Origin of the sequence: Paenibacillus oryzisoli, from assembly GCF_050467285.1 — a bacterium.
GTDB lineage: Bacteria > Bacillota > Bacilli > Paenibacillales > NBRC-103111 > Paenibacillus_E > Paenibacillus_E oryzisoli_A.
In genome coordinates, this window is sequence record NZ_JBCMUN010000001.1 from 905,604 (window position 1) to 924,711 (window position 19,108).

At 52.5% G+C, this 19,108-nt stretch carries 17 protein-coding genes; 11 read left to right on the top strand and 6 right to left on the bottom strand.

Annotated elements, in window-relative coordinates; all coding sequences use genetic code 11:
* Nucleotides 1-52: 52 nt before the first annotated feature.
* The 4 genes from ABE504_RS03585 to ABE504_RS03600 all read left to right on the top strand — a co-directional run bounded on the left by ABE504_RS03585 (nt 53) and on the right by ABE504_RS03600 (nt 5,312).
* Complete coding sequence (locus ABE504_RS03585) at nt 53-1,849, top strand: cache domain-containing sensor histidine kinase (RefSeq protein WP_430084567.1); 1,797 nt, start codon at nt 53-55, stop codon at nt 1,847-1,849.
* 5 nt (nt 1,850-1,854) lie between these two features.
* Nucleotides 1,855-2,943 (top strand): response regulator transcription factor, encoded by a 1,089-nt coding sequence (locus ABE504_RS03590; protein ID WP_430084570.1) that lies wholly within the window; start codon nt 1,855-1,857, stop codon nt 2,941-2,943.
* A gap of 114 nt (nt 2,944-3,057) precedes the next feature.
* Nucleotides 3,058-4,332: a hypothetical protein gene (locus ABE504_RS03595; protein ID WP_430084573.1), complete on the top strand. Its 1,275-nt coding sequence runs from the start codon at nt 3,058-3,060 to the stop codon at nt 4,330-4,332.
* A 14-nt stretch (nt 4,333-4,346) separates the two neighbouring features.
* A complete protein-coding gene (locus ABE504_RS03600; RefSeq protein ID WP_430084576.1) occupies nt 4,347-5,312 on the top strand; it encodes an acetylxylan esterase in 966 nt (321 codons plus the stop codon).
* A 67-nt stretch (nt 5,313-5,379) separates the two neighbouring features.
* On the opposite strand, the gene ABE504_RS03605 is transcribed toward ABE504_RS03600, so the two are convergent.
* On the bottom strand, nt 5,380-6,096 hold the full coding sequence (locus ABE504_RS03605) for a response regulator transcription factor (protein ID WP_430084579.1): 717 nt from the start codon (nt 6,094-6,096) through the stop codon (nt 5,380-5,382).
* 144 nt (nt 6,097-6,240) lie between these two features.
* On the opposite strand from ABE504_RS03605, the gene trmL reads away from it, so the two are divergent.
* Nucleotides 6,241-6,705, top strand: coding sequence for a tRNA (uridine(34)/cytosine(34)/5-carboxymethylaminomethyluridine(34)-2'-O)-methyltransferase TrmL (gene trmL / locus ABE504_RS03610; protein ID WP_430084582.1), 465 nt, complete (start codon nt 6,241-6,243; stop codon nt 6,703-6,705).
* Nucleotides 6,706-6,894: 189 nt separating this feature from the next.
* The gene (locus ABE504_RS03615) at nt 6,895-7,149 is read left to right on the top strand and encodes an AbrB/MazE/SpoVT family DNA-binding domain-containing protein (RefSeq protein WP_126143693.1); all 255 of its coding nucleotides are present in this window, start codon (nt 6,895-6,897) and stop codon (nt 7,147-7,149) included.
* Between the two features lie 294 nt (nt 7,150-7,443).
* On the opposite strand, the gene ABE504_RS03620 is transcribed toward ABE504_RS03615, so the two are convergent.
* The 4 genes from ABE504_RS03620 to ABE504_RS03635 all read right to left on the bottom strand — a co-directional run bounded on the left by ABE504_RS03620 (nt 7,444) and on the right by ABE504_RS03635 (nt 12,532).
* Nucleotides 7,444-8,520, bottom strand: a complete 1,077-nt coding sequence (locus ABE504_RS03620) for a phosphodiester glycosidase family protein (protein WP_430084584.1) — start codon at nt 8,518-8,520, stop codon at nt 7,444-7,446.
* On the bottom strand, nt 8,517-8,948 hold the full coding sequence (locus tag ABE504_RS03625) for a hypothetical protein (RefSeq protein WP_430084765.1): 432 nt from the start codon (nt 8,946-8,948) through the stop codon (nt 8,517-8,519). The genes ABE504_RS03620 and ABE504_RS03625 overlap by 4 nt, the downstream gene beginning before the upstream one ends.
* Nucleotides 8,949-9,013: 65 nt before the next feature.
* Nucleotides 9,014-10,642 (bottom strand): response regulator, encoded by a 1,629-nt coding sequence (locus ABE504_RS03630; protein WP_430084587.1) that lies wholly within the window; start codon nt 10,640-10,642, stop codon nt 9,014-9,016.
* Nucleotides 10,643-12,532, bottom strand: a complete 1,890-nt coding sequence (locus ABE504_RS03635; protein WP_430084590.1) for a cache domain-containing sensor histidine kinase — start codon at nt 12,530-12,532, stop codon at nt 10,643-10,645.
* A gap of 90 nt (nt 12,533-12,622) precedes the next feature.
* Between ABE504_RS03635 and ABE504_RS03640 the strand changes: the two genes are divergently transcribed.
* From ABE504_RS03640 to ABE504_RS03660, 5 genes are all read left to right on the top strand, one after another.
* Nucleotides 12,623-13,507 (top strand): carbohydrate ABC transporter permease, encoded by an 885-nt coding sequence (locus ABE504_RS03640; RefSeq protein WP_126143653.1) that lies wholly within the window; start codon nt 12,623-12,625, stop codon nt 13,505-13,507.
* Nucleotides 13,507-14,343 carry a carbohydrate ABC transporter permease gene (locus ABE504_RS03645; RefSeq protein WP_430084593.1) on the top strand — a complete coding sequence of 279 codons (837 nt, stop codon included), beginning with the start codon at nt 13,507-13,509 and terminating at the stop codon, nt 14,341-14,343. Before ABE504_RS03640 ends, ABE504_RS03645 begins: the two co-directional genes overlap by 1 nt.
* A 161-nt stretch (nt 14,344-14,504) precedes the next feature.
* Nucleotides 14,505-15,827, top strand: coding sequence for an ABC transporter substrate-binding protein (locus ABE504_RS03650; protein ID WP_430084595.1), 1,323 nt, complete (start codon nt 14,505-14,507; stop codon nt 15,825-15,827).
* Nucleotides 15,828-15,961: 134 nt separating this feature from the next.
* Nucleotides 15,962-17,191 (top strand): MFS transporter, encoded by a 1,230-nt coding sequence (locus tag ABE504_RS03655; protein ID WP_430084597.1) that lies wholly within the window; start codon nt 15,962-15,964, stop codon nt 17,189-17,191.
* Nucleotides 17,192-17,270: 79 nt separating this feature from the next.
* The gene (locus ABE504_RS03660) at nt 17,271-18,221 is read left to right on the top strand and encodes an NAD(P)/FAD-dependent oxidoreductase (protein WP_430084599.1); all 951 of its coding nucleotides are present in this window, start codon (nt 17,271-17,273) and stop codon (nt 18,219-18,221) included.
* On the opposite strand, the gene ABE504_RS03665 is transcribed toward ABE504_RS03660, so the two are convergent.
* Entirely contained in the window at nt 18,208-18,972 is a 765-nt protein-coding gene (locus ABE504_RS03665) for a DUF2161 domain-containing phosphodiesterase (RefSeq protein ID WP_430084602.1), read from the bottom strand. The genes ABE504_RS03660 and ABE504_RS03665 overlap by 14 nt on opposite strands.
* Between the last annotated feature and the right edge of the window lie 136 nt (nt 18,973-19,108).

The following is a 19,108-nucleotide window of genomic DNA, read 5'->3' on the forward strand; positions in this document are numbered from 1 at the left end:
CCGGGCGGGCGAGGGTGGTTCTTCTTCACCTGTAAGGGGAGTAGGTGCAGGAGTGATTCAGAGAATACATGCCTCGTTAAAATGGAAGCTGGTCAGCCTGCTCATCGTCATCATTGTGTCTATGGTGTCGATGATCGGGTTTTTCAGCTATTACGATACATCACGGACGATCCGTCAGGACGTTTCTCATTTCAGCGAGCAGATCCTGCGCCAGGCCAATCTCAATCTGAACCGGCAATACATGGAATACGAGCGCGGCCTGCTGGTTCTTGGCACAAGCAATGAGTTTACGGAATGGCTTAAAGTGGATCCGAAGGACCGCTTCGAGTTAATATCCGGATTTCACTCTATGGAGCGCAATTACTTGCGGTCTTTTCTGGTCCGCCAGCCGGAGATCATGTCCGTCTCCATGTTATCGGATAAAGGCGGCGAATTTAATTATGCGCTTACGTCAGGGCTATCCAAGGATTATTCGATGGCCAACGAGCCGTGGCTGAATGAAGTTGGTCGCTTGGAGAAAGTCCATCACCGCGTCGTTCAAAGCACCGCCTATGTGGATTACCAAAACAATCCCGAGCAAGTGCTGATTCTGTCGATGGCTGGACAGTTTGGTGAGCCTGATGCCAAGGGGTTCTTAAAGATGGACATCTCCCTGGAACCGGTGCAAACCATCCTCAATGAGATGCAGCTGGGAGATCAAGGCATAGGACTCATCGCCGAGCCGGATGGGACCATCTTGGTTCACCAGGATCAATCGCAGGTGGGGAGCGTGCTGGAGCCTGATATAACCGAACGGTTGGCGGCCCCAAGCGGGACTTACCTTCGGAAGGAAACGAATCAGCTGATTGTCTTTGATACGATTCCTTATACCGGCTGGAAAACCGTCGCTATTCTTTCCAATCAAGATATTACCTCCAGCATCAACAGAGTTCGCAACGTCACGATCGGCATCGCATCAACAGGTATTATTCTTGCGATCACGCTCGTCACTTTGGTGGCAGCGTCGGTCACCAGCCGTTTGTCGAAGCTCAGATCCCATATGAAGCGGGCCCAGTATGGAAATTTCAGAGATCGCATTCATATTAAAGGGACGGATGAAGTGTCGGATTTGAGCCATTCCTTCAACCGGATGCTGAATGAGCTCGAAACCTCGATCCAGCAGCTGACCGAGACGAAGCTTATGCAGCAGCGTGCCGCGTTTTCGGCGATGCAGTCCCAGATTCGCTCTCATTTTTTATATAATTCCCTGGAGTCGATTAATTCCATGGCACATTTGGCCGGACACACGGACATTGAGCGCACCTCCATCTCGTTATCCCGCATGCTCAGATACACTTCCAATTATCAGGATATGCTAGTGAAGCTGGAGGATGAGATGGCGCATGTCAATCACTATATGAACATCAGCCGGATCCGTTTCGGCGAGGAGGTCAGCTATCAGATTCACTTGCCGGACGACTGCCGCGAAGTGCTCTGTTTAAAGGTCGTTCTTCAACCCCTTGCGGAAAATGCGATCAAGCATGGCATTGAAACGACCGGCGAACCGACGCGTTTGGAGGTATCGGCCATGCGGGACGGAGACTTCGTTGCTATCACTTTTGAGGATAACGGAAAGGGCTACGACGAAGAGCGGCTGGCAGCTTTCCGCACGCGACTGCACCAGGTGACGCCATCGCAAGAAGAATACGCCTCGCTCACCAATGTCGGTCTCTTAAACGTTCATTTCCGTTTGCTGGCGTTCTACCAGATGAAAGGTGTCGGTGTCGACATCGATACAGACAGCCGCCTGGGAGGCGTTAAGGTTACCGTCAGGATTCCCTATAGATTGAGCAGCGCAAAGGAGCGATAGCTTGAATGTTTCGTGTACTTATCGCGGATGACGAGCATCTGATTCGATCGAGCTTGACCAGCAAAATCGAGCAATTCAGCGAGGAAACGGTCGTTTCCGGCACTGCGGCCAACGGCGTGAAAGCGTTGGAATGGCTGGAGGACCATTACGCGGATATCTGTGTGACAGATGTAAAAATGCCGCTGATGGGCGGCCTGGATCTGATCGAGAAAGTCAACGAGAAATATCCGTGGATGATTTCTGTCGTCGTTTCCAGCTACGATGAATTTGAATATGCCAAAACTAGCATGCAGCTCGGTGCTGTCGATTATATTATCAAGCCTGTGGATCAGGAGCAGCTCAATGGCGCGCTTGCGCGAGCGATTGGTGAGGTGGCCTCGCAGCGCCGGGCAGAGGCGGCCATGCTGCTCATGCGGTCGCTTCCGCATCATCAAGACATGCTGCAGCGATGGGTGCTGCACATCCAGACCGTTCAACTCGAAACGCTTCCGCTCCTCGTCGTGGATACATTGGAGATGCTGGAGAGCCTGGCCGGGGACCGGTTCTATTTGCTAAATCCCCTTTCCATGGCCTGGCTGGAAATGATTGTGGAAGAACTCAAGAAAGAAAAGGTGCGGATTGCGCTGCAGGAAGGCAAGGATTTGGGCCTCTGGGAAAAGACGATTCCGCATGATAAAGTGCGCAGCTACTTCCGGCTGTGCGCGGTGCGCCGTTTGGAGGAGGGGGCACACCGGATTTTCTCCGTCACGCAGGCGGTAAAGGACCAACCGTCCCGCAAGGCGATTGAGGAAGTCAAAGCTTTCATTAACGAGCATTACGCAGATAAGCTGAACCTGCAGGAAATTGCCGATCAGGTGGCGATCAGCAGGAATCATTTCGCCCATTTATTCAAACAGGAAACGGGCACGACGATCTGGAACTATTTGATTCAAATTCGGATGGGGAAGGCGAGAGAGCTGCTGCTCGGTACGGATAAAAGGGTATATGAAATCGCCCACGATGTCGGGTATGACAACAGTGTTCATTTTTCCCAAGTGTTTAAAGAGCAGTTCGGCTTATCTCCCGCTGAATTCAAAAAACGGATGGAGCGATAGCGAAATTCCGACGATTCCAATCTATATCGTCCAATCCCCTCATTGTGAGACGGCGTTGATCTTTTTACAATAAGATTAAAGCGTTCTCATTCTTTAGCTCTTGGGAGGAGTACTATGGGTCAGTTCTATAAGGTAGAGCAGCACAACGGCAATTGGGCGTTTATTTCGCCGCAGAACACCCCTTTTTATTCGATCGGTGTCAATGGCGTACATAATCAGATTGTGGATCAGGCGCATTGGCTGAAAACGGATCTGGTGGAAAAATACTGCGGAACGCGAGACTGGTTCCCCAACTGGGCCAGCGAGAAGCTGAGCCAGGTTCAGCAGTATGGCTTTAATACGCTGGGCGCTTGGCATGAACCCTATTATTGGGGAGATGGCACTCCGAAAACGGTTGAAATCCGAATGTCCCGCTTTGCGCCGAAGGTAAATAAGGATTGGGGAACGGGCTTCCCCGACGTATTCGATAACAAATTCCACGCTTCGGTCGAGCGCGCATGCCTGGACTGCTTTATGAGCGGCCGCGGCGAGGCGCTGCTGAACGATCCGGGTGTGATCGGCTATTACACCGATAATGAGATCCACTGGTGGGGACATGGGGGCAAATGGGGCAACAATGACCCGGGCAACGGCGCCAACGACACGAGTCTGGTCGATGATTATTTGGAACAGCCGGCCAGCGGACCGGGCAAGTTGGCCTGGATCGGGCTCCTAAAGGAACGCCACGGCTCGATCGAGCGATTGAATGAGACTTGGGGAGCCGAATATACGGATTTTGAAGATTTGGCGCATATCGCGGTGTACCGGGCAGATCATCCGGAAACGCTGGAAGCGGATAAAGTAGCATTCCTTCGTCAGATTGCTGAGGTGTATTACCGAACAACATCGGAGGCGCTCAAGCGCTATGATCCGACCCGGCTCAACCTAGGGGATCGGATGGTGGGAACGAGCACGCCGGAGGTTGTCTTCGATGTGATGAAGGACTATGCCGATGTAATCACGCTGAACTTTTACAGCTTCGACCTCCCTGAACGATGGATGAGTCACATTCACGAACGAACCGGCCTGCCGATTATGATTACGGAATTCAGCTTCTGTGCAGGCAGGGAAGCCGGATTTCTGATCAATACGAACGGAGCCCGCAATGTGATTGTCCGCAATCAGTCTCGCAGAGGAGAAGTTTATCGCAGTTTTGTGGAGGAAGCGGCCCGCTTGCCTTTTGTCGTGGGAACGCATTGGTTCGCCATGTACGACTACGGGGATCCGCAGGGCCTGATTGGCAATTATGGGCTGCTGGATCTGGCAGACGAGCCGTATGGGGAGTTCGTGGAATTGGTTCGTCAGTCGAACCAGGATGTGCTTCGTTTCAGAAAATCGCAGGAGCTGTGATGGGAGGAAGCGGTTTGAATGCTGTACGTGAAAGAATTGGGGCGCTAGAGCAAATCGTAACACCACTGACGGCAAATGCTGATTTCAATACGTATTGGGCCGAAGAACTCCGTACGGTTCGCGAGCGTGAATTAGGTGGAAGCAGAGTGGAGACCAAGTCGCTGATGCCCACGGTTAAAGCGTACCGCGTCCAGTTCTACGGCGCTGATCATACGCCATTATATGGTTGGTTTCTCGTGCCTGATCGTCCTGGCGGGACAGATAGCAAGCTTCCCTGTGCGGTTAAATTCCACGGATACACAGGTAACAAAGGTTTTCCTGAAGAGCACGCGGATTTGCTGATGATGGGGATGGCCGTATTCTCCGTTGACGTTCGCGGTCAAGGCGGTGAATCGGGCAACCTGCTGCCGCAAACGTTCGGCATGGCTACTGGCTGGGTCAGCCAGGGCATATGCGCGAAAGAAGAAAGCTACTATCGGGCAGTTGTACTCGATGCTGTAAGGGCGATTGACTGGGTGTCCGAGCAGCCCGAGGTAGACCCGCTGCGAATTGCTGCCGTGGGGTCGAGCCAGGGCGGAGGCCTGGTGCTGCTCGCGACAGCGCTTAACGATAACGTGGCTGCTGCTGTTGCCCTTGTTCCGAATATGTGCCGAATGGACTGGGGGATTATGCATTCCGTAGGTTCCGTTTCAGAGGTAGGAAAGCTTGCATCGTTTTATCCAGAAAAGCTGGATGATATGCTCGACACGCTAAGCTATTTCGATGCGGTTAATTTTGCGGAGCGCATCACGGTGCCCATCCTGGTTTCCGCCAACTTGAAGGATATGATCTGCTGGCCAGAGACCATATTTGCGGCTTATAATCGCATTGCGTCGGAGGACAAACAACGGTTGGTCGATCCGTTTATCGGCCATCAAGTAAGCTCCGCCCAGTGGCAAAGCGCACTCACCTTCCTAGCGGAGAGGCTTCAGCCCTATTGACGAGTTAAAAAACAGCGACAGTCCTGGACGTTATTCTCTCATCCAGCGGCTGTCGCTGTTTCCCTTCTTAATATGCGAGCGATTCCTTGCCCGCAGGCTCCGTTAATTTATACCCGACGTTGCGGACGGTCATGATATATTCGGGAGTGCGCGCATTGCGTTCGATTTTGTCGCGCAGGTGGGAGATGTGGACATCGACGATGCGCGTGTCGCCGAGGAAATGATAATCCCACACGCCGTGCAGCAGCTGCTGGCGGCTGAGCACTTTGCCGCGGTGCTTGCAAAGGAAGAGCAGGAGCTCGAACTCCTTCGGTGTCAGCTCGATCGGCGCGCCGTTCACGGTGACTTCGCGCTGATCGGCCTTCACGGAAATTTGCCCGATCGTCATCGGGGCGACTTCCGTCGTTGAAGGGAGCGTCTGGATGCGGCGATGGATCGCATGGATGCGGGAGATCAGCTCCTGCGGAGAGAACGGCTTCGTCATATAATCGTCGGCGCCGTTGTCGAGCCCGGCGATTTTGTCCGTCAAATCCTGCATCGCCGTCAGCATAATAATCGGCACGAGGTTGCCCTGGCTGCGCAGCTTGCGGCATACTTGCAGGCCGTCCATTTTGGGCAGCATCAGATCCAGCACGATCAGATCGGGGCGAAACGATTGGATGGCATCGAAGACGGCCTCGCCGTCAAAGACGCAGTGAACCTCAAAGCCTGCCAGCTTGAGGTTGAATTCTATTAACATGGAGATGGAAGGTTCGTCGTCGACAATCAAAATTTTCTTTTTCATCGCTCAGTTAGCTCCTTTGAATGAAGGATACTTCTAGTATGCAGGCTCACTATCATCCGTATATTAAGAAGAAGTTAACACAATGTAAAATTGCAATCCGCTCTCGCTTATAATAGGATAGACATTGAGGTGACATAAAGAGCGATGGCTTTTCATATTGTACTAGTTGAACCCGAAATTCCCGCCAATACCGGGAACATTTCCAGAACGTGCGCCGCGACGGGGACACATCTGCATCTCGTGCGGCCGCTAGGCTTCCAAACCGATGACAAAACGCTGAAGCGGGCAGGACTCGATTATTGGCATTCCGTGAAGCTGGAGTATCACGATTCCTTTGACGAAGTGCTGCAAGCGTACGCGGGACATCGGTTTTTCTTCGCGACCACCAAGGCGTCCAAGCGGTATACGGATTTTGAATTCAAAGACGGCGATTTTTTCGTATTTGGCAAAGAAACCAAGGGACTGCCTGAAGACTTGCTGCGCCAACATCCGGAAACGTTAATGCGCATGCCGATGTCGGATGCGGTCCGCTCATTGAATTTATCCAACTCCGCGGCGATTATTTTGTATGAAGGACTGCGTCAAACCGGTTTTACAGGTCTTACCTAAGAAAATAGGCGGATGGTCCTATTCATTTAGGGCCCCTCTTAACATTTTTGACAAGAAAAGAAAGATTTCCTGGTTCAAGAAGAGGATTTTCCGAAGGCATGGCGAATAGTATTCGTTAAATCGATGTAGCACGCCTACTCGAGGCGAATACGCGAATATGCTTGGGGAAAAGAGAGGTGAAGTCCTATGATGAAGCCAGCTGGTGTTGTCCGTAAAGTCGATCAATTGGGACGAATCGTACTTCCAAAATCGTTGCGTAAGCGATACCAAATGAATGAGGGAGACCCGGTCGAAATTCTTGTGCAAGGGGACCATATCATTCTTGAAAGATATCGTCCGAAATGCGTATTTTGTGGAAGCATGGAACAAGTGAGCGAGTTTAAAGACCGGTACATTTGCGGCGTGTGCATCACGGAAATGAATGGCATGAAGGCTAGAGCGTAGCCCTTGTAATTGCGAAAAACAAAGAAAAAAGCATCCCTACTCTCCGGACGAGAGCAGCGATGCTTTTTTTATTGGCCTGGTCAATTACAGGCCTTTGGATTTGTCTTCGTTATAAGAAGCTGTCAACATCGCGCAAATGAATAACGCGAATACTGTAGTTACAAGCCAAAATGTCGCGGAAAGACCGAACATTGCTGCACCTCCGTTATTGTTAAAGCCATTTTTGCATACAGTTAGGCTTATTATACCCAACACGTCCCAAAAAAGAAACGACAGAAATGTGAAATATTTGGGTCATTTAAAAAATAAAAAGTGCGTGGCTAGCGGGCGCAGGCGTCCATCGGACGGCTTATTGATCACGGAGCCGCCCCAGACGAGCGTCGTGGAGCCCCCGCCGTCCAGATTATAAGCGTCGACGACACCAAGCTGCTGCATCTTGTCTTGCAGCTCGGCCAAGGTGGCGCCGGAGTTGCCGCTCTCGTCATAGCCATCGGTGACCAGGAACAGCAACTGGTCGTTCTTGTAATTCGCCATCACGGTGCGCGCCGCGCGGGCCGGCGACGTCTGCCACTGCGCGGGAATCGCCTGCTTGCTGCCGCCTTTGAGCAGCGTTGGCACGAAGGTGGACCCCATCTGCGGGTTCAACTTGTCAAGCTCGGCTTGGGACGAGAACTTCCCGCCGATGAGCTTGCGGTCCTTGTTCAGTCCAATGAACACGGTGCCGTTATTCGAAGGGAAGAAGCCGTTCAAATACTTCCCATTGATCATCGTCGTATCCAGCGGATAGCGTCGGCCACTTCTGTCGTCGGCGAAGCCGCCGGCATTGACGCCCGCGATGGCGCCGTAGCGGTTCGCCGCAGACAGCGTCGTCTCGCTGGAGCCAAGCTTATCGTTGCCAAGGACGAGCTTGATCGCCTTATCGTTCTTGAGGTTCACTTTCAGCGCATAGCCGGTATAGTTCTTCTCGTTCAAGCTGAACAGCATGATGTCGATGTTGCCTGACGATGCCTGACGGATCGGGCTGCCGAGCTTCGCTGTAATGCGCGAATCGTAGATGACGCCGGGTTTGAGCGCGCCGGCAGCGGCGGCTTGGAGCATGGCGGTCACTTCGGCAGTGCTTTTCTCATACAGATCGTAATATTGCTGAATGATCGATTTGGTCTGAACCGCGTTGTCGCTGGCCAGCGCGAGACCATTTTGCAGCGCGGTCGTTTCCTGCGAGAACGTCATCGCGGTTGGAACCGACGGCTGCCATGGCAGCAGCTTCACATCCAGCGACACGAAAAGCAAGCAAATCAGCATGCCGAGAAACGGGGCGCAGGCCAGCAAGAAGACGCGATTGATATGTTGGACCGGGCTGGGCTGCATCATTTTAACACATCCAGATTTTTCTGAAGCTCTTCAAGCTTCTTCTTCACATCGGCCAGCTGCGTGTAGAGCTGATTGCTGTTATCCGTCTTGCTGTTGGCGCTGTCCTTAGTGAACGCGAGCAGCTCGTTCAAGGAATCGACTTTGCCCTGCAACGTTTTCATATCGGCGGCGACGCTGTCTCGCAGATCAGAGACTTGCTTCTGATAGTCTTGCTGAATCGTTTGAAGCTGCGCATTTGTCTGCTGCGCAATATCGGCTGTAATTTGTTGGCGTAAATGTTGCGTATACAGCATGGTTGCGGCCACGCCGATTCCGATGAGCAGGACCCAACCTGCAAACAGGTACAGGTACGTTCTCTTTTTGACTTTGGTAGATTTAGCCGTGCGGGGTAAAGAATTTACCGCTGTATTCTCGACAGGCATACTCATGACGATCACCTCTGCCTCCTAGTATAGCCTACTAGAGAGCGAGATTCCATATTTTATCCAGAAAGTTAGATAGAATTCGTTGTTTTTCGATATTCGCCGGGCGTCATGCCCGCCATTTTTTTGAAAACTTTGGAGAAATATTTCTCATCCTGGTAGCCGACCATCTCGGCGACTTGAGAGATGCGCAGATGCGGATTGCAGAGCAGCACTTTCGCTTTGCTCATGCGGATGCTGCCGAGATAATCCGATAGATTGACATTAAACTCCTGCTTGAATTTCCGGGAAATATATTCCCGGCTGAGATAGAATCGGCTCGCAATATCCTGCAGGGAAATATCCTCGTGATAGTGCTTGTCCAGGTAAGCCGCGATTTCAAAAATCACATTGTTGTCCTTCTGCTGGCTTTCGACATACAGCTTCGACAGATGAGTCAAGCTTCGCGACAGCTCCTGCTGCCAGATCGAGAGCGACAGCATGCCCCGCTCATCGAGCGGAATGATCATGTTCGCCTGATCGTCCTGCAGCAGCTCCTTCAGTTCCGTTTCGCGTGCCGCCGGGACGAGCTGGGGCGCCCATCTCCGCAGCATGACGCGGTACTCGCTCCACCACATGTCAAGCTGCTCGGGGGTCACTACGTCGCTGTCCTTGACGGCGTCGATAAAATGCTGAATCGCCTCTCCGATCTGATCGATGTTGCCACTTTGCACGGCGAGCTGCATGCCGGTCTCGAATTGATTGAAGGCGAGCGCCTGCGGTGCGGCTTTGGACGCGGGTGTGAAACGGTGAATCCACGTTTCCTTCGATTTGAGGTTGCGCTGCCGGAGGGCGCTTCGCGCTTCCTGGTACGCGCTCTGGAAGCCGGCCGGGAACGGATGCACGTGCCCCAGGCCAAAATCGACTCGTGTATGCAGCGCAGCGCGCATGCCCTCGTTGATCTCGGCGAGCAGGTCCTCCAGCTCAGCCAGCTCCGACCAGACCAGCAGCACGATCTCGTGCTGGGAGTTCCAGTGGCGGAACGAGAAGCCGCGCTTGTTTTTGGTCAAGAACTCGTTGCAAATGTTGATCAGGGAAAAGATCAAGAGGTCGATGTTCTGGGCGAATTTATTTTTGACGCTGCGTTCCATCGTATCGAGCGAAAGAATGGCGACGCGGCAGGTCTGGACGCCGCGCGGCAGCCGAAGCTCTTTCTCAAGCTGCTCAGCAGCAGATTCGTAGGCGGCAGGCTCTGCCAGAATCGAAGACAGCAGCTTGTCCCAGTACATCGGCTTGATGGAATTAACCTCAATGTTCAACTCACGGCTGACATGGCGCTGCTCTTCTTCCTTTAGCCAAGCCGTGATCGCTTTCTCCAACGCCTCGTTCAACTGGGAAGGATCGATCGGTTTTAAAATATAATCCATGCCGCCGTACTTGAGCGTATGCCGCAGCAGGGAAAAATCATCGTGGCCGGAGATGACAATCGTTTTGGCCGTCGGAGCGTTCGCATGCAGCCATTCGAGCAGCTTCACGCCGTTCATGACCGGCATCATCATGTCGGTCATGATGATTTCCGGCTGCTCCTGCTGTACAAGCTGAATCGCTTCCTCGCCGTCCTTGGCTTCCAGAATCGTATCGATGCCGTATTGCTGCCACTTAACGAGCAGCCGGATCGCGTCGCGGACGTGTTTTTCATCGTCGACAAGTAAAACCTTCATCTAAGCTGCTCCTTCCTTGATTGGAATGTGAATGATAATTTTGAGCCCGTGAGGGACTGCGGGAATAAGTTCCATGGACGCTTGTCCGTTAAAATAAAGCTGCAACCGCGTGCACACGTTGCTGAGGCCGATGCTGGTACTGCCCTCCGTGTTCGCCGCTCGCAATTGGCTGCGCACTTCCTGCATTCGCTGCTCGGTGACGCCTATACCATTGTCTTCGACGATCAGCTGCAAATAATCGCCATCCGACTGAGTTATACGGGTGGCTTCGATACGGAGGCGGCTCGTCTCCGACGCTGCGGGACTAAAGCCGTGCTTGAAGTAATTTTCAACGAGCGGCTGCAGGATCATTTTCGGCACCATGACGGCCCCGGTACCTTCCTCAATCGCGTACACAATGTCGATCTGATGCTCAAAGCGTTGTTGCTGCAGCTCCAGATACGCTTTAATATGCTCGATTTCCTTGCGCAGCGGGACGATGGATTCGTTCGTATGCATGCTGTAATGCATCATCCGCGCTAACGAAGAGATGAGCATGTAGATTTTGGGCGCATCGTGCTGGAGAGCCAGCGTGCCGATGGACTGCAGCGCATTGTTCAGGAAATGCGGATTGATTTGCGCTTGAAGCGCCCCGAGCTGGGTCGATTTATTGGCGATCTCCAGCCGGTATTCGCGCATGACCATTTGATCCAGGTCCTGCATCAGCCCGTGAAACCGGTGCGCGAGGATGCCGAGCTCGTCCTTTCGCGCAAAGCTGATGTCGGCCTGGGTATCGCCGATCTGCACTTGTCCGGTCTGGATGCGCGTGATATAACGAATCAACTGTTTGATCGGCGCGGTGAATCGGATTGAAATGTACACTGTGCTGGCGATGACGATAAACATAGAGACGATCAGGATAAGTCCGTTAATCAGTGTCAGTTGCCGGGCGTTCTCGGTCAGCTGCGCATAAGGCAGCCGTTTGACAATCGTCCAGTCCGCATAATCGGTTTTCATTTTTTCATAAATATTAATCCCGGCATAGGCGTCCTTGTTCCAGGTGTAACTGCCTCGCTCTTCCTGACTCTGAAGCGCCTCATGCCACCAGTCGCCTTCAACAGGCTGCCCCCACTTGGCGGGATCGGGCCCGAATACAATGCGTCCCTCACCGTCGAGGATGTAGAGCTCCTGCTGGTCGTGCGTAAACATACTTTGCGCAATGTCCGAGATTAAGCCGAGATTCAGATCGATGATCAGCTCGCCGATCGTATCGTTGTGCGGAGAATACACAATGCGCCGGTGCATGGACAGAACAGGCTCGGCCACGGGCGGCACGTTAAGCGCGATGTTATAAGCATGACTTAGATGCGTTGCTTCGAAATAAACATTTTTGTCTGCCGGGAAAGGCGGCAGTTTCCCATACTTGCCCTCGCTGCTTGCTTGAAAATCGTTGCTGGCGAGATACGACCGGTCACTGACGGACGCGTACAAGTAGATTTGCTTGATTTCCTTGACCGAATGGGACATGACTTGAAGGCCGCTTTTGATAACTTTGTCGCTCATGTAATCAATTTCTTTCTGAGTGAGCAAAATATCATAGAGCTGTCCGAGTTCAGCAAGATGGATGCCGGTGTAAATGGTGGAGGAGGCTTGGACCACGCCGTCCAAATAGTTGATTAAATTCGTTTTGCCTTGGGAAAGTAGCGCGGAGTTATTCGTCAGCGTATCCTCCGTCACCTTTTGCTTGGTAAAAAAATAGGAAACGACGAGCGAGGTAAGGAACGGCACCATGGTGGCGATGACGAGAAAAAGAATCAGCTTATTGCGGAAGCTGTGGCGTATCAAAGCGATCCCCTCGGATTCTATCGTGGATTTTTCCTCATTGTAGCAGGGGAGGTCAACAAATTCCACCTAATGCATCACCATCGTCTGTGTTTCCGGGTTTGGCGGGGAACTATACTTACGGTATACAGTGAGATATGAAGTAGGGGGGAATTCCCAATGAAAACAAGTAAAAGGCTGTCAGGATGGATGCAGCAATGGGTTTTTGTCGGACCTGCGCTGCTATTCTTCGGCGTCATTGTGCTGATCCCGTTTCTGATGAGTATTTACTATTCGTTTACCGAATGGAACGGTGTCACAACGAACGTCACCTTCAACGGACTGGACAACTTCAAGCAAATTCTGCTGCACGATGCGGATTATCGGCACGCGTTCAGCTTTACGTCACGGCTGACGATCACCAACGTGATTTTGACGAATCTGGTCGGCTTCCTGTTGGCGCTGCTGCTGACGCAAGCGCTCAAAACGCGCAACGTGCTGCGGACGATCTTCTTTATGCCGAACGTGATCGGCGGCTTGCTGCTCGGTTTTATCTGGCAATTTATTTTTGTAAAAGGCTTCGCGACGCTTGGCGATTTGACGCACATCGGCTTCTTCGAGCTCCCTTGGCTTGGCGATGCGCCGACCGCCTTCTGGGCGATTGTGATTGTCAGCGTATGGCAAGGGGCAGGCTACCTGATGATTATTTATATCGCAGCGCTCGCGAACGTGCCGAAGGATATGATCGAAGCGGCGCATATTGACGGCGCGACACGTTGGCAGGTGCTGCGGAGTATCATTGTACCGCTCATTATGCCGGCTGTCACGGTGTGCCTGTTCTTGACGATCTCGTGGTCGTTCAAAATTTTCGACCTGAACTTCTCGCTCACCAAAGGCGGTCCGTTCAATTCCACCGAATCGGTTTCCATCAACATTTACCAAGAAGCGTTCCGTAATAACCGCTACGGCTTGGGTACAGCGAAAGCGTTCGTATTCTTTATCGTGGTCGCCATCATTTCAACCATCCAGGTAATGTACACGAAACGCAAGGAGGTTGAAATCTAATGGATGCCGTCAAAAAATACAGCGCAAGGTTGTTTACACTTGAAGTGATCGGGATTATCGTGGCGCTGCTGTTTCTAGTCCCTTTCTATTTTGTCGTCGTCAACTCGCTCAAGACGTTCCCTGAGCTGGCGGCGAATGCGGCCAAACTGCCAAAATCGTTGTACTTGGACAGCTATACCAAAGTTTGGACGATCATGAACTTCCCGAAAGCGTTCTTTAATTCGCTATTTATCACCGTGGTGAGCAACTTAGGGCTTGTTGTCATCTCTTCGATGGCGGCGTACCGTATGGTGAGAAAACCAAGCAAATTCAACAATCTCGTTTTCCTCGCGTTCGTCGCGGCCATGGTGATTCCGTTTCAATCCATCATGATCCCGCTTGTCCGCGTGGCGAGCAATGTGGGACTGATGGACAGCAAGCTGGGGCTGGTCGCCTGCTATTTCGGCTTCGGCGTCTCGCTGAACACGTTCTTGTACCATGGCTTCGTCAAGTCCATTCCGCAAGAAATTGAAGAGTCCGCAACGGTTGACGGCTGCTCGCCGTACGGGGTATTCTGGCGAATCGTCTTCCCGCTTCTCAAGCCGATGACGATGACCGTCATTATTTTGAACAGCTTGTGGATCTGGAACGACTACTTGCTTCCTTCGCTCGTGCTGAACAGCCCGGGGCTGCGGACCATTCCGCTGGCGACATTCTCTTTCTTCGGCCAATACACGAAGCAGTGGGATCTGGCGCTTGCAGGGCTGACGCTAAGTGTGCTGCCGATCGTCATTTTCTTCTTGATGCTGCAGAAGCATATCGTAGAAGGCATTACGGCAGGTTCAGTGAAAGGGTAACAGTTATGTAAAAGAGTTCAAGATATTCCACTTTTATGTTCAATATTCTCGGTGTGAAGTGGGCATGTAAGTGTTTACAATGAATCTTGTCAGCGAGTGGCACGGTGCGAAAGCGCCGGCAGCGCTCACAAAGGGAACCAAGATAAAGGGAGGCTTTCTCAATGAAAAAATTAACGATGGTCAGTATGGCTGCTGTTCTTTCACTTTCCGTTCTTGCTACAGGCTGCGGTAAAAAAGAAGAGACAACGACGCCAGCGCCTGCGGCAACAGCCGGTGCGACAACTTCAGCCGCTCCTGCTACCGGCAAACCGGTTACGATCAAGATTTTCCAGTTTAAAGTCGAAATCGCCGATCAATTGAACAAACTGGTGCAAGAATATCAGAAACTGAATCCAAATGTGAAAATCCAAGTCGACACTGTAGGCGGCGGCGCAGACTACGGCGCAGCATTGCTGGCGAAGTTCAACTCCGGTGACAAACCGGACATCTTCAACAACGGCGGCTTCAGCGATCTGGACAAATGGATCGACAACCTGGAAGACCTGTCCGATCAGCCTTGGGTGAAGGATCTGGTTGACGTTGCAAAAGAGCCGATGACGAAAAACGGCAAGCTGTACGGCCAACCGCTTAACCTTGAAGGCTACGGCTTCCAATACAACAAAGACTTGTTCGCGAAAGCCGGCATCACAGACCTGCCGAAGACGTTCGCTCAACTGGAAGATGCGGCGAAGAAGCTGCAAGCGAAAGGGATCACACCGTTTGAAACTGGCTACGGCGAGTGGTGGGTACTGGGCAACCACTTCGTGAACCTGCCGTTCGCCTATCAGAAAGATCCGAACGCGTTCATCGACGGTCTGAACAAAGGCACAGCGAAAATTCCTGGCAACGATGTGTTCAACCAATGGGTGAAGCTGTTCGATCTGCAGCTGCAATACGGCAACAAAAATCCGCTGCAAACGGATTACAATACACAAGTAACTGACTTTGCAACAGGCAAAGCCGCGATGACACAGCAAGGCAACTGGACGCAAGTACAGCTGGATAAAACGAACCCTGATCTGAAAGTCGGCTTCCTGCCAATGCCGATCAGCGACGATGCGGCGGCGAACGATAAATTGTTCGTAGGCGTACCGAATAACTGGGTTATCAACAAAAACTCCGCTGTTAAAGATGAAGCGAAAAAATTCTTGAACTGGATGGTTACCTCCGATATCGGTAAGAAATATATCACAGAAGAATTCAAATTCATCCCGGCGTTCAAAACGATCCCTGCTGATGAGAAAGTACTTGGACCTTTGGCTGCTGACATCATCACGTACAGCAAAGCGGGCAAAACACTCAGCTGGAACTGGTTCAAATTCCCTGGCGGCGAAGCTTCCTCCAAAAAATTCGGCGACATCATGCAAGGTTATGTAGCGAAGAAGTATACGAAGGATCAAATGCTGGATGAATTCCAGAAAACATGGGATAGCTTGAAGAAGTAAAGCAAATCCGGATGTATGCAGGCCCTCAGCGCAAATGCTGAGGGTTTTTGCTGTTTAACAGATAGCGGGCGCGCTGATAGAATGGAGAAAATAGAATCAGAATTAGGGACCAGACATATGGGCGGAGGTTTATCATGCAGCTTAACATCAGGACTTGGCTGAACAGTCGCGGGAGCACGCTTCCGCTGGAAAAGCGCTTGTCCAAAGAAGCGATTATTTCGCTAATCATCCATTCGATCTTCCAATTCGGCGCCTCCATGTCGGGTGTATTTCTTAACTTGTATTTATGGCGTTTAACGCAAAGCGTGGCCGTCAACGGCACGTATAATATCATCGTCTACGCCTTAACGCCGATCGGTTTTGCGCTTGGCGGCTTTTTGATCAAAAAGAAGGACCGTATGGTTTCCTACCGGCTCGGTATTGCGCTGGTGGGCCTTTTCTATTTATGCGTGAGCATCGCGCAGGAACATTTGGTGGATTACTATGTTGGGTTCGGCATCTTTAATGGACTCGCGCTCGCGTTCTACTGGGTGGGGTATTTGACGCTCATGTACGATGTTTCTACCGAACAGAACCGGATTCGCTACTTGGCTTATAATATGATTTTCTTCACGGCGGCTACGCTGGCAGGTCCTGCGGTTGCCGGATTCATTATCCGGATGCGGGAAGGGCTGAGCGGCTATACGATCGTCTTTACCATTGCGTTCGTCATGTTTTTGCTGGCTGGACTGATCTCGCTGAAAATCAAAGCGTCCGGCAGCCACCACCGTGTCTACTATTTAAAATATGTCGGGCTGATTATGCGAAAAGAACCCCGCTGGCTGAAAGCCTGCCTCGGATTTTTCGGTATGGGCCTCTTGCAGGGCATTATGTTGTTTCTACCGAACATTCTGCTGTTTAAGGTGCTGCCGCGGGAAGACCTGGTCGGCTATCTCGGCATGCTGTATTCCAGCCTGAGCATTGTCATGGGCTTCCTGATCTCCAAATTTGCGCGGACGTCGATGTCGCGGCTTTACTTGCTCATTTCGACGGTCGGCTATTTGATCGGCGTGTCTTTTATTATCGGCAGTCTCAACATTTGGTCGGTGGTCGGGTTTATGATTTTGTACTCGATCTTTGCGCCGCTGCAGGGCAATACGATGACAGGCTACTATTACAGCTTGATCGCCGAACTGCCGCCGAAAGGCCAGCTGAAGGTAGAAAGCGTTGTCGTCCGGGAGACGTTCCTCAATGTCGGGCGGATCATTTCGATTTTTATGCTCATTTCGCTGGGTAGCAACCTGGATGGCGGCTGGATTCCGTGGATTCTCATGGCGGCGGCCGCTACGCAGTTCGCTTTGATTCCGTCGATCAAGAATCGGTAAATCAGGATGAAAGCGCCTTGGATCGGCCATCCTAGAATGGAGAGTAGCTGATTCGAGAAAAGGGCAAAGGGGCTTTCAAATGGAAAATGTGGATTGCCTTGTCGTGGGCGGCGGGATTGCCGGCCTGCAGGCTGCGATTCAATTGGGGCGTTACGAGCATCGCGTTATGGTCATCGATTCAGGCGGCGGCCGTTCTACGCTGTGCCGAAGCTATCATAATCTATTAGGTTGGCCGGACGGCGTTTCCGGTGAAGAACTGCGCCGGCTTGGCCGCTTGCAGGCCGAGCGGCTGGGCGTCCAATTCGTGCAGGATGAAATCGTGCAAGCGGTGCAAAAAGGCAAAATCGGCGAAGGCTTTGAGCTATGGGGCAAGTCTGGCCGCGGTTATGTCGGACGTCTGCTGCTGCTCGCTACAGGGCTTATGGACCGTATCCCCGATGTTCCGGGTTTAAAACCATGCCTGGGGCTAACGGTGTATGTATGCCCGGACTGCGACGGCTACGAAATTCGGGATAAAGTGACGATCGTCATGGGGTCCGGAGATGCCGGAGCCGCTATGGCGCTGAAGTTAAGCACCCGGACAGACCGGTTGACTTACGTCAATCACCAGCAATGCGCTGTGCAAAGCAAATTTGTGAAGGCGCTGCAGGAGAAGGGCATCGAGCTGGTACAGGAGGACATACAGGAAGTGATTACGGCGGGAGCGGGCGCGTTTGGCGGCGTCGTGCTGGGCAGCGGAAAGCGCCTTGCAGCAGAGCGGGGCTTTATTGCCTTTGGCGGCAATGAGGTGAAATCCGACCTGGCCCGCCAGCTTGGGGCGGAGCGGATGGAGAACCGCCACATCATCACCGATCCCCGCAGCAAAATGACCAGCGTACCGTTCGTCTGGGCGGCGGGGGATGTCGGGGTGCATGCTGAGCAGATCACGATCGCCATGGGAGAAGGCGCGCAGGCGGCGATCTGGATGAATAAAGCGCTGCTGCATATGCGGGAGGAAGCGGGCGTGAACCGCGTGCTTATTCGTTCTTAGTCGCGCGTTTTCGCTTACGGGTGGGCGCGGGTTCCGGCAGCGGCTCTGTTGCCGGAAACGCCTGCGCCACATGGGCGTATTCACCTAGCGCTTTCTCGCCGAGCGGAGTGACGGCGTAGATGCCGCGGCTCTGTCTCGCGAACCAGCGATAGTAATTTTGCTGAAGCAGGGAAGCGACATGCGCGTTGCCGGTGAGCGATCGCAGCTGCTTCGGGCTGAGCGGGCCGTGCTGCTTCAGCAGGTGGGCGGCGTGGAGCGATTTTTCCCGGTAGGCGGTCATCAGCTTCATCTTGGTGCTGCCGCCAACGTTGTAATCGCCGCTTCGCTCGCGAAATTCGGTCATTAGTTTAGCTGTAGCCCGTTTATTGGGGCGCAATTGATAAGGCGTAGGCTCACAGACGAGATCGACTGTGGGCTGTTTGCGTTTGTAGAATTGCACGGTCAGGACACCGAGTCCGAGCATACGGCATAAGCGGCGCACGTCCTCCCAGGCGAGGCGGTGCGGCGCTCGGCCTTTATTCGGAAGCTCGAAGGCGACATAGACTTCGGAGCTGAGCTTGAGCCGGTCAATGGCTTGCACGAGGAGCGGGATATTGAAGCTTTTTTTCAGCTCGACAATCACCATAGGCTCGTCTTCTCCGCGAACGGCGACCAGATCGCAATGCTTGACCTCCCCGCGTACGGTATAGCCGCGCTGCTCAAAAAACTGTTTGATTGGCGCGTACAGCTCTGTTTCTTGTTGAATAGGCACGGGGGCTCTCCTCTCTGAGCGAGTCGGTTGCGGGAATTGACACTATTATAGCATCTCACTGCAAAATGGGGGAGCCTGAAGGTTTCCAGACTGAGGCGTATGTAGGTAATCTTCATCTTAAAAAACAACATAGCAT